This window comes from Pseudarthrobacter sp. GQ63, assembly GCF_059758765.1.
This window is the reverse complement of sequence record NZ_JCAXEF010000001.1, coordinates 589,484-601,294: the sequence shown is the minus strand read 5'-3', so window position 1 is coordinate 601,294 and position 11,811 is coordinate 589,484. Positions and strand designations below refer to the sequence as shown.

General features: G+C 64.4%; 5 protein-coding genes. 2 read left to right on the top strand and 3 right to left on the bottom strand.

Annotated elements, in window-relative coordinates; all coding sequences use genetic code 11:
- Positions 1 to 140 precede the first annotated feature (140 nt).
- Positions 141 to 4,313: an FtsK/SpoIIIE domain-containing protein gene (locus tag AC6CHP_RS02875; protein WP_498228105.1), complete on the top strand. Its 4,173-nt coding sequence runs from the start codon at positions 141 to 143 to the stop codon at positions 4,311 to 4,313.
- Positions 4,314 to 4,333: 20 nt separating this feature from the next.
- Here the strand turns inward: AC6CHP_RS02875 and AC6CHP_RS02870 are convergent, their stop codons facing one another.
- Positions 4,334 to 4,705 (bottom strand): hypothetical protein, encoded by a 372-nt coding sequence (locus tag AC6CHP_RS02870; protein ID WP_229675212.1) that lies wholly within the window; start codon positions 4,703 to 4,705, stop codon positions 4,334 to 4,336.
- 347 nt (positions 4,706 to 5,052) lie between these two features.
- Here AC6CHP_RS02870 and AC6CHP_RS02865 point away from each other — a divergent pair, with 347 nt between their 5' ends.
- Positions 5,053 to 5,301, top strand: a complete 249-nt coding sequence (locus AC6CHP_RS02865) for a WhiB family transcriptional regulator (RefSeq protein ID WP_015937605.1) — start codon at positions 5,053 to 5,055, stop codon at positions 5,299 to 5,301.
- A 120-nt stretch (positions 5,302 to 5,421) separates the two neighbouring features.
- Here AC6CHP_RS02865 and AC6CHP_RS02860 read toward each other — a convergent pair whose 3' ends face one another.
- Both AC6CHP_RS02860 and AC6CHP_RS02855 read right to left on the bottom strand, forming a co-directional pair.
- The gene (locus tag AC6CHP_RS02860) at positions 5,422 to 6,888 is read right to left on the bottom strand and encodes a sensor histidine kinase (RefSeq protein ID WP_104184989.1); all 1,467 of its coding nucleotides are present in this window, start codon (positions 6,886 to 6,888) and stop codon (positions 5,422 to 5,424) included.
- 28 nt (positions 6,889 to 6,916) lie between these two features.
- A complete protein-coding gene (locus tag AC6CHP_RS02855; RefSeq protein WP_498228104.1) occupies positions 6,917 to 11,770 on the bottom strand; it encodes an NAD-glutamate dehydrogenase in 4,854 nt (1,617 codons plus the stop codon).
- Positions 11,771 to 11,811: the final 41 nt, after the last annotated feature.

Below are 11,811 nucleotides of genomic sequence, written 5' to 3'. Positions count from 1 at the left end.
GTCCCGGCTGAGCACTGGGGCGGTCCACAACATGTCTGCCAGCGCACCCGGGGAGCTTATCCACATAGGACATAACGGAGCGGCGCGCATTCAGCGCCTCTGGCTAGCGTGAGTGCAAAGGCACCAAAGGATCTGCACCCATGACGCTTCACTGCACCCTGGTCCGAGGCCCGCAGTCGCCGCAGGCCGGACTACCCCTGGAACTCACTGTCACGGCTCCTCCCGGCACGTCCGGTGAGGCAATCCACGCTGAGCTCGTCAGGACGTTCGGCACGGGAGCTGTCTTTGTTGGCGGGGAGGACCTGTGCTCCCTGAGCCTCGGAACGGCGCCCCTGGTCCCGGGCGCCGTGCTGGTTGACGGCGGAAGCCAGCCCGCTGGCCGGAGATCCCGGCGGCGGCCCGACTCCGATCCCGCCGCCCCCATCGCTTTGGCTGTTCACAGCGGCGCCGGAGCCGGCACCCTGATCCCCCTGCAGCGCGGCACGTACACCATCGGCAGAAGCAATACGCGCATAGTGATCCCGGACCCTGAACTTTCCCGGGAACATGCCCGCCTGGTAGTCACCGAAAAGGACATCATGATCGTCGATCTGGGCAGTGCCAACGGCACGTACATCGACGGCGAACGGGTCCGCCATGCACTGATCTCGACGGTTTCCTCCATCCGCTGCGGCAGTTCGATGATGTCCCTGGTCTTTCTGGATGCCCCGGACAAAGCACTTGCCGACGCCGGCACTTCAGTCCAGGATCCCCTCACCGTTGCGGGGCGTCCAGAGTCCGGCAACCGTGGCATCCTTTTGCTTACTGCCGTGCTCCCCCTGGCCGTCGGCATCGGACTCGCAGTCCTCACAGGCATGTGGATGTTCCTTGCTTTCGCTGCGGTTTCGGCGGTATCCGTGCTTATCCCGCTGACCTCCGGGCGCCGCCAGCGGCGGGAATTCACGAAAAGGATCAGCGCCGCGGTCAAGGATGACCAGAAGCGGCGGAACCGCGCCGGTCCGTCACTGGCGCTGCTGGTGCTTGCTGCGACCCACGCCCAGGTTGCGCCTTCTACAGCACGCGCGGAGGCCAGGGTGTGGCTGCGGCTGGGACTGGCTCCCCAAACGGCCAACCTGAAGATTGAATCAGGGAGCGCTCAGCACGCCATTCCGTCTGTCGGGGAAGTGCCCGTGATGTTGAACCCGGCGCATAGCCCCACCACCTTGCGGGGATCGCGCACCATGCTGGACGGAATGCTGCGATCACTCGTCATGCAACTGGCCGGGTATCCAGGAGGCTGCAGGACACGCATGGTGATCTGCGGCCGTCCAGTAAGCCTTCCCCTGCCTGCCCGTTTTCTCCATAGTGTGACTTTCGCCGTGTCCCGGCAGGCGTGCCTGCGCGCGATCACCGACGGTTTTACTCGTGACTTTGACCATGGCATCCTCCTGCTCACGGCCTCCCTGGGCAAGGATGCGGCAGGGCTGCGCGAAACGGCGGCTCAGCAGAACTGGCAAGTGCTTGAGTTTTCTGCGGCTGACTGCCCACCCGGCGTCTCCGACATAAAACTGACCGAGGGGCAATCACGCCTGCGGGAACCGGGCAGGGAGGTTACGTTCGTCCCGGACCTGGCACCTGATGACGTGTTCAGCAGCTACTGCAGACAACTGGCAGCTTTTCCAGGACTGCTCAACCGCGTGGAGAACTCAGTTCCCCCCGCCTGCAGCCTTGACGACCTGCTGCCGCCTTCCCCCGCCCACACTGCTGCCCGCTGGAACTCGACTGCCCGCGCAGGAACCCTGGCAGTCCCCCTGGGCATGCAGGCAGCGGGCCCCCTGGTCCTGGACCTGCAAACCGACGGTCCGCACCTGCTGGTTGCAGGGACAACGGGCTCAGGCAAATCGGAGCTGCTCCGCACTCTGGTGCTGGCACTGGCGCTCACCCATCCGCCCGACCGGATCAATTTCCTCTTTGTGGATTTCAAAGGCGGTGCAGGTCTCGGCCCTCTGGCCGGACTGGTCCACTGCGTCGGCGTCCTGACCGACTTGTCGGCCCATGAGCTCGAACGGACGCTTACCTCGCTCAAGGCTGAAATCAGGCTCCGTGAGCAAGCCCTCGCCGCGGCACAGGTTCCGGACCTTGCCTCCTACCGGGAAACACCAGCATCCCGGGATCTTCCACTTCCCCACTTGGTCATCGTCATCGACGAGTTCCGCATGCTCGTGGACGACGCACCCGAAGCGCTCCGCGAACTGATGCGCATCGCCTCCATCGGCCGCTCGCTTGGCCTGCACCTGGTCATGGCCACCCAGCGGCCCCAGGGAGCACTAACCGCCGATATCCGGGCAAACGTCACCTCCAGCATCGCGCTCCGCGTCCAATCCGACGTGGAGTCCCACGACATCCTCACCACAAAGGCCGCTGCCGGAATAAGCCTCAGCACGCCGGGCCGCGCCTTCATTGCCCGCGGCACGGAACCGCCTCTGGAGTTTCAATCTGCGTCCACCGGGATACCCACCCCGGACAGTGGCGTAAATGAAGTCAAGGTTCAGCTCACCACCGATTTCCTCTCGGCCCGCGACCAAGACAACCCTGCCGGAACAGACGCCCCGGGCCGGACCCCAGCAGAGGCAGCAGCCCCTCTCGTTGCGATGGTTCGGGATCTTTGGGCGTCGCAGGCAGGATCTGCACCCCGGCTTCCGGTAGCCCCTCCGCTGCCGCTCAAGGCCGCCCGGCCCGAAACAGGTCCGGCCGGGGCGCTCCCGGAACTTGGCGGGACACGAGGGAAGGCCGGTGCTTTGGGCCTGGTCGATGTGCCCCACCAGCAGGAAATCAGATCGCTGGTCTGGAACCCGTCAAAAGACGGCCATCTTGCCTTGATAGGAAGTCCGGCGTCAGGAGCATGCGAAGCCCTCGAGCTGGCAGTCCACGACGTGGCAGAACATGCCGACGAAACACACTGCTACTTCCTGGACGCTTCCGCGGTCTTCAACGGGCTGGCAGTGCACCCTCGGACCGGAGCCCACACCGGGCTGCATGAGCTGCGGCGCGGCGTCCGCGTCCTGGAACGGCTGGGCCGGGAAATGGCTGCCCGACTGAGCCGGACTGACCACGGGGGCGTTCCGCTGCTTCTCGCCATCTCCGGATGGGGTTCCTGGGTCTCGGCTTTTCCGGCCGGCCCGTTGGCCTGGGCCGAGGAACTGGTGCAGGATCTTGTCCGCGACGGCGCCAGGGCGGGTATCACCGTCATCATTTCCGGGGAGCGGGAACTCGTCACCGCCAGGTTCTGCGGGTCCCTGCCCAACCGCATCTATTTCCCCACCGGTTCAAATGAGGAGAGCAGGACAGCCTGGCCAAGGATGCCGTCCACTGCCGCGGTCAAGGGCCGGGGAGTAGCTTTTGGTTCCATCGCCTGCGGCACCGCGTCTGTGTGCCAACTTTACGAACCCGCTCCTGACGTTTCCGGGCCCGACGGCGCCGGATGGAAGGCGACGCAGCAATCCGGGAAGCGGCCGTTCCACATTGAACCGCTGCCCGCCCTGGTAACAGCCGCGGAGGTCAGGGCGGCAGTGGAACGAATGGAGGATCCGGGACTGGAAGCGGACCCGGGACAGTCTTCGTCCAGGAATGCAGTCACGCATGAAGCGGGGACCGGGACAGCCGACGCCGGGGATGCCGGGGATGCCGGGGAGGCCGGGGAGGCCGGGACGAATATTCCGGAAGGCTTATCGGCTCCCGGCGTGGTTCGGGTCCCACAGCGCCGGGAGACCTGTCCTTCAACGACGTGGAACGTGCTTTTCGGCGTCGGTGGCGACGAACTTGACCCCGTCTTTGTGCACGTCCCGTCCGGGGGTACCTTCGCCGTCCTGGGGGGACCAGGGTCCGGGAAAACGAACTTCCTGCAGACCCTGCAGACGCTGAATCCCGATGCGGACCGCTGGATTCACCCAGGCCGGATGAGTGACCCCGGCGAGTTATGGAAGGAAACCTTGAAAAAGGCGAGGGAGGGAAGACTGCCTGGAAAAGCAGTGCTGTTGGTGGACGACATCGACCTCCTGGCTGCGGGGCCCCAGCGGGACATCTCTGACTTGCACGCGTTGGGCCATGCAGTAATCTTCACGGCCAACTACAGTCCTTTGCTGATCCAGCGCGTCCCGCTGGCCATGGACGCGCGCGCCGCCGGGACTGGACTCCTGCTGTCCCCGCGGTCAACGTCGGAGGGAGACCTCTACGGAATCCGCTTCGAGATAGAACCCAATCCGCCCGCAGGCAGGGGTGTGCTGATTGCCCGAGGCAAGTCCTCGGCGGTTCAGGTGGCCTGGACAGGCACGTAGTGACACGACGTGGCAGCCGGTCACAGCGCCGGGGTGGATCGCCCGGTGCGGGAAGCGTAGCTGATCACTGTGCTGTGGAAAAGGAGCACGATCGCGGCGACCGCAGGAAGCAGCATTGCGAGGCCGACGAGCACGAGGCCACCGCTAAGGGTTGGCAACCCGATGGTCAGAACGAACAGCTGCGCGACAAGGGCAGCGGCACGGGTCCAGCGGTAGCCCCGGTAAAGATAGACGCCCACCGCGTACAGCCACGCCGAAAAAGCCAGCAGTAACCCCAACGTGAAAACCGCTCCCCAGAAGGACAGGACCGGGCTTCCGATGGCCAGCTGGTACCCGTACCAGCAAGCAGCGAGCAGAAGGGCCGTGGCTTCCACGGCAACCACCAAAGTCACGACAATCACCGCCGGCGGCCGGGGACCCTGGGCACCCCCATCAGGCCTCTGCGGCCCCTGGCCGGATTCTTCGGAAGAGGAAGGCGGGTTCGCTGGGTTTATTGGGGGTCTTGACACACTGGCACCCTACCGGACATAGTCGGACAGTGGTTGGGGCCATCACCGCCAGTGTGACGCATCGCTCAGCTTTCCGCGGATATCAAGCGTTATTACCTCTTGTTTACACGCCGTTAACATGACAGGCTTGATCCAGATGACCAAGGGGGCCCTGCCGGGCCCTTTTCCTTTGTAGCCACTAGTGAATAATTTCACAAGGGCTCTTCCCAGAAATGGAGCAACTGATCAGCATGGATTGGCGTAACCGCGCAGCGTGCCTTGAAAAGGACCCCGAACTCTTCTTCCCCGTCGGGAACACCGGGCCAGCCCTTCTGCAGATCGAAGAAGCAAAAAGCGTCTGCCGCCGCTGCCCCGTCGTGGACACGTGCCTGCAGTGGGCTTTGGAGTCGGGCCAGGACGCAGGCGTCTGGGGCGGTATGAGCGAAGACGAGCGCCGGGCGCTGAAGCGCCGCGCTGCCCGCGCCCGCCGCGCCTCCTAGGAACACCTCACCCACAAAACAACAGCCCCGGCCGCAACCTCAATGGTTGTTGCCGGGGCTGTTGTTGTTCGGCGAACCAACGTGAACGTCGGGGCCAGCCAGAGCTTCCTGGGCCTGAACCTATTTGCCAGCCAGGCTGATCCGGATCTCCACTGCGGTGCCGCCGCCTTCGCGCGGCCGCCACTGGATAGTCCCGCCGAGCTCGCTGGTCACCAAGGTCCGTACGATTTGAAGCCCCAGCCCCTCAACGTGAGGCGTATCCGGAAGTCCCACGCCGTCGTCGGCAATGGTGACGGTGAGTTCCTCACCGTCATCCCCCTCGGAGCGGTCAGCGATGAGCCAGACAGTCCCGGCCCTGCCCTCGAGCCCGTGCTCCACAGCGTTGGTCACCAGTTCGTTGATGACCAGGGCCAGCGGGGTGGCAAGATCGCTCGGCAGCTCTCCGAAAGTGCCGGATCGTTCCGTCCGGACCTGCTGCGAGGGTGAGGCGACTTCGGCCGACAGCCGGAACTGGCGCCCGATCAGCTCGTCGAAATCAACGCTCTGCGTGAGCCCCTGGGACAGTGTCTCGTGGACGAGCGCAATGGTGGCCACCCGGCGCATGGCCTGCTCCAGCCCTTGCTTTGCTTCGTCGCTGACCATGCGGCGGGACTGCATGCGCAGCAGCGCCGCGACAGTCTGCAGGTTGTTCTTGACCCGGTGGTGGATCTCGCGGATTGTGGCGTCTTTGGTCACCAGCTCCATTTCACGCCGGCGAAGCTCCGACACATCACGGCACAGGACCAGTGCACCGAACCGTTGCTGCTCGTCCCGCAGCGGAATGGCGCGCAGTGACAGGCTCACGCCACGGGATTCAATTTCGCTGCGCCAAGGCATCCGCCCGGTAACCACCAAGGGCAACGTCTCATCAACCATGCGGCGGTCCTTCAGCAGGCTGGCGGTCACCTCGGCCAGTGAGCGGCCCTCCAAGGACTCCCCGTCACCGAGCCGCCTGAACGCAGAGACTCCGTTGGGGCTCGCGTACTGCACGATTCCCTCCGCATCCAGCCGGATAAGTCCGTCCCCAACCCGGGGTGCGCCGCGGCGGGAACCTGTGGGCGAGGCGAAGTCCGGCCACAGCCCCAGCGTGCCCATCCGGAGGAGGTCGTATGCACACTGCCGGTAGGTCAGTTCAAGGCGCGAAGGCATCCGCGAGCTGGAGAGGTCCATGTGGGTGGTGACCACCGCCAGGGTGCGCCCGTTGCGGACCATGGGAACGGCCTCCACGCGGAGGGCCATATCGCTGCTCCAGTTGGTTTCACTGGAGCGCTCGATGGAACGGCTGTTCCAGGCCTTGTCCACAAGGGGCTGCAGGTCCGAGCGGATGCCCTCCCCCACGAAGTCCCCGTGGAACACGGTGTGCGTGGTGGAGGGCCGCACGTGGGCGAGCGCCACGTAGCCAAGCTCAGGGTGGGGAAACCACAGGGCAAGGTCCGCGAAAGCAAGGTCCGCAACCATCTGCCAGTCCCCCACCAGGAGGTGCAGCCACTCGGCATCGCCCGGCCCAAAATCAGCGTGTTCCCTGATAGGGTCCGTAAAGATTGCCACTGCACCTCCATTTTCGACGCCGGACTTGCTAGCGTCGGACGATTGACCTCAAGAGCCTCAATGCTACCGACAGTGACGCCATATCGTCCGCCTCGAGCGAATTCACCTCGTCAAACATGCTCTTCGCCCTGGTGAGCTGCTCTGCATTCCGGGCCTCCCAGTCCTTCAGCCGCGCCTCCGGCGAGTCAGCGGCGGCAGTGGCGTCCAGCACCGCCGTCGTCATGTCCGAGATGGTGGAGTACAGGTCATCCCGCAAGGCTGCCCTGGCCAGCGCCTGCCACCTGTCCTGCCGGGGGAGGCTGCTGATCCGTTCCAGCAGTGAATCTGCATGGAACCGGTTGAAGACGGTGTAGTAGACGGCGGCGATCTCTTCCACCGGGTCCTTGCGCACGCGGGCAATCTTGGCGATGTCCAGCAGCACGAAGCTTTCGAAAAGCTCTGCCCAGCGCAAGGCCAGACCTTCCGGCAGCTCCCACTCGCGTGCGTTCTCCAGCCAGCTGGCAACCCGTTTCCGGTCATCGCCGCGCAGGTACTCCAGCAGGCGCGCGCGCATCGGTTCCATCACCGGTTTGAACTCCGAGACCACGTCTGCGATGGGCCGCGACAGCGTTCCCTGTCCCAGGAGCCAGCGGACGGCCCGGTCCAGCAGCCGCCGGATGTCCAAGTGGACAGTGCTCCAGTGCTCCGTGGGGAAGGACGCCGGGAGGTTGTTCAGTTCCCCCACCATGGTGTCCAGATCGTAGACCTCCCTCAGCGCAACAAACGCCTTGGCCACGGCCACTTCGCTGGCGGACGTTTCCTCCATCACCCGGAAGGCGAACGTAATGCCGCCGAGGTTGATGATGTCGTTGGCAACCACCGTGGCAATGATTTCGCGGCGGAGCGGATGGGTGTCCAGTTCGGCGTCGAAGCGTTCGCGCAGCTGCGCGGGGAAATAGGCGCGCAGCGTCTGCCTGAACCAGGGGTCATCGGCCAGGTCGCTTTCCCGCAGCGCCGTCGCCAGCTCGATCTTCGCGTAAGCGGCCAGCACCGAAAGTTCCGGTGATGTCAGTCCCTGCCCCTGCTGCAGCCTCTCGTGCAGGGTCTCCGTGGTGGGAAGCGCCTCAAGGTCCCTCTTCAGGTCGGCCTTCTTCTCCAGCCAGTCCATCAGCCGTTCATAGCTGGGGCTCCACTCGGCCACCCTGGTCCGGTCATTCAGCAGCAGGATGTTCTGGTCGATGTTGTCTTCGAGCACCAGCCGGCCCACTTCGTCCGTCATCGACGCCAGGAAGCCTGCACGTTCCTCGGGCGACAGCTTTCCGGCCGCCACCATCCGGTCCACGAAAATCTTGATGTTCACTTCATGGTCGGAGCAGTCCACGCCGGCGGAGTTATCGATGGCGTCCGTGTTGAGGATGACGCCCTGCAGCGCCGCTTCAATGCGCCCGCGCTGCGTCATGCCGAGGTTTCCGCCTTCGCCCACCACCTTGACGCGCAGGTCCCGGCCGTCGACGCGGATCGCATCGTTGGCCTTGTCCCCGACCATCGCGTTTGTTTCGGTGCTCGCCTTGACGTATGTACCGATGCCGCCGTTGTAGAGCAGGTCCGCGGGGGCCAGGAGGATCGCGCGGAGGAGTTCCGGCGGGCTGAGTTCGGTTGTATCGGCCGGCAGGCCCAGCGCGGCACGAACCTCGGTCGATACCGGAATGGACTTGGCCTGTCGGGCAAAAACGCCGCCGCCCTCACTGATCAGCGATTTGTCGTAGTCATCCCACGAGGACCTGGGCAGCTCAAACAAACGCTGCCGTTCCACGAACGAGGCTTCCTCGTCGGGGTTGGGGTCGAGGAAGATGTGCCGGTGGTCGAAGGCGGCGAGGAGGCGGATGTGGCGGGAGAGCAGCATGCCGTTACCGAACACGTCGCCGGACATGTCACCCACGCCGACCACGGTGAACGGCTGGGTCTGCGTATCAAGGTCGAGCTCGCTGAAGTGCCGCTTCACCGACTCCCAGGCGCCTCGGGCGGTGATGCCCATAGCTTTGTGGTCGTACCCCACGGAGCCGCCGGACGCGAACGCGTCCCCAAGCCAGAATCCGTACTCCGCAGACAGGCCGTTGGCAATGTCCGAGAAGGTCGCAGTGCCCTTGTCGGCAGCCACCACGAGGTAGGAATCGGCGTCGTCATGCCTGACAACGTCCGACGGCGGCACGAGACTTTCGCTGTCACCTTCCGTAATGAGGTTGTCGGTAATGTCCAGCAGGCCCCTGATAAAGGTCTTGTAGCTTTCGATCCCTTCCGCCATCCAGGCGGCACGGTCTGCAGTGGGGTCCGGCAGCTGCTTGGCGAAGAACCCGCCCTTGGCGCCCGTGGGCACGATGACCGCATTCTTTACTGTCTGCGCCTTCACCAGCCCAAGGATCTCGGTGCGGAAATCCTCGCGGCGGTCGGACCAGCGCAGCCCGCCGCGGGCCACCTTGCCGAAGCGGAGGTGGACGCCCTCGACGCGCGGCGAGTAGACCCAGATCTCGAACATGGGGCGCGGGAACGGCAGGCCCTCGATCTGTGATGGATCGAGTTTGAAGCTCAGGTGAGCCCTGTCCTGGTAGTAGTTCGTCCGGAGCGTCGCCTCGATCAGGTTGACGAACGTGCGCAGGACCCTGTCGGCGTCGAGCGTTGCCACCTTCTCGATGGACACGTCCAGATCCTTGCGGACGGAGGCTTGGGCCTCGGCCCGCTCGTCGTCGCTTAGGGACGGGTCGAAGCGCGCCGCGAACAGGGCGTTAAGCCCCTTGGTCACCCGTGGGTTAGCCAAAAGGGTGTCTGCCATGAACCCAAATGAGTTGGTGTTGCCCATCTGGCGCATGTACCGCGCGTAGGCCCGCAGCACGGTGACCTGCCGCCAGTGCAGCCCCTCCCTCAGGACCAGCCGGTCGAAGCTGTCCGACTCGGATGCGCCCGTAACGGCAGCGCCGAAGGAATCGGCCAGCAGTTGCCCGGTTGAGAGCGGATCCACCTTGGCCGGGTACTTCAGGCCCAGGTCATACAGGAAGAAGTCGCGGCTGTCCGCGGTTTCAATTTCGAAGGGCCGCTCGTCCAGGACTTCCAGGCCAAGGTTGTGGAAGTACGGGAGGATCTGGCTGAGGCTCTTGGGTTCCAGCATGTAGAGCTTGACGCGTGCGTCCTCCTCCAGCGTTGCACCCGCCCCTTCCGGAAGGTAGACGTGGACGCCGGGCCGCTCCTGGACAGCACCTTCGGCCCGTTCCGCGGCGGCGCCGTACTTCTCGAAGCGCGCAATGTCTTCGAGGGCGTCCTCCACTTCGTAATCCACGCGGTAGCTGGCCGGGAATGCCTCGGACCAGATGGCGGCAAGCTCCTTCGCGTCGGCAACGTCCCGGCTCTCGCGCAGCACCTCTGCGATGCCTTCGCTCCACGAACGGGCGGCACGGACAAGGCGCTTCTCGAGTTCCACGGTATTTACGCCACTGAAGTCGGCATTCTTGGGCAGCCGGATGCGGAAGAACAGCCGCGCGAGGGCCGACTCCGTCATGCGGGCCTCGTAGTCGATGGAAACAGCCTGGAACGTTTCGCGGAGTTCCTGCTCGATGCGGAGCCTGACGTTGGTGGTGTACCTGTCCCTGGGAAGGTAGACCACGGCGGACATGAACCTGCCGTAGATGTCCGGCCTGAGGAAGAGCCTGGTGCGGCGGCGCTCCTGCAGCTTCTGGATCCCGAGGGCCGTTGCGGCCAAATCCTGGATCTCGATCTGGAACAACTCATCCCGGGGGTACGTTTCCAGGATCCCCAGCAGGTCCTTCCCGGAGTGGGAGTCCGGCGGGAAGCCGGCGCTCTGGAGCACCGCATCGACCTTTTCACGCACGATGGGAATGGCCCGGACGGAGCCGGTGTAGGCGCTGGTGGCAAAGAGCCCAATGAAGCGGCGCTCCCCATTGACGTTGCCCTCGGCGTCGAAGCTCTTGACCCCGATGTAGTCCAGGTAGGCCGAACGATGCACGGTTGACCTGGAGTTTGCCTTAGTGATGACCAGTGCACGCTTTTCCCGCGCTTTTTTCCGGCCAGTATCCGTGAGGTGCTGGATGTGGGGCGAGTCTTCGGAATCCCGAAGCAGCCCCAGGCCGCTATTGTCGCGCAGCTCCAGGACGTCTTCGCCGTCGACGTTCACCAGGTCATACTCCCGGTAGCCAAGGAACGTGAAGTTCCCATCGTCGAGCCAGCGCAGCAGGTCCTTCGCCTGCCGGAGCTCCGCGATCTGTGCAGGATTTGCGATCTGGTCCAGGCTTTCGGCGATCTGGACGGCCCTCTGGCGCATCTTTGGCCAGTCCTCGACGGCGGCGCGCACATCCTTGAGGACACGTTCGAGTCCCTCGAGGAGGGCTGCCTTTGCCTCCTGTGAGACACGGTTAATCTCGACGGCGATCCAGGACTCCATGTGGGAGGCATTCCCGCCCTGGGCAATCAGGTGCGAAAGGTTGGGCATGGCAGCCGTGTCGCCGCTGGATATCCCGAGGTGCGCAGGGACCCTGTTGACCTTGGCGAGCTCGCCGCTCTGCCGGTTACGCGTCGCCACGAACAATGGGTGGAGTACCAGCTTGATGGCGGCATGCTGCCGGACAAGCTCGGCATTCACGGAATCGACCAGGAACGGCATGTCATCGGTAACAACGAAGACGACGCTGCTGTCTTCCTCGTCCATGATGGCAATTTTCGCCTGGCCCTTTTGCCGGACCGAGGCAACGTCCCGGTGGTGGTCCGCCCGCGCCACCAGCACGTCCCGCGGGTAGGCCCGGGCGTCCTCTTCGGCTAGGTGCTGGTAGTAGTCCCCAATGAAACCCTCATCGCCTTCAATGGAAAGGGGCTGATCCTCCACGCTGGATCCAGACGACATCGACAAACGCCTCCATCACGAAATATTTGCTGCACCATTGC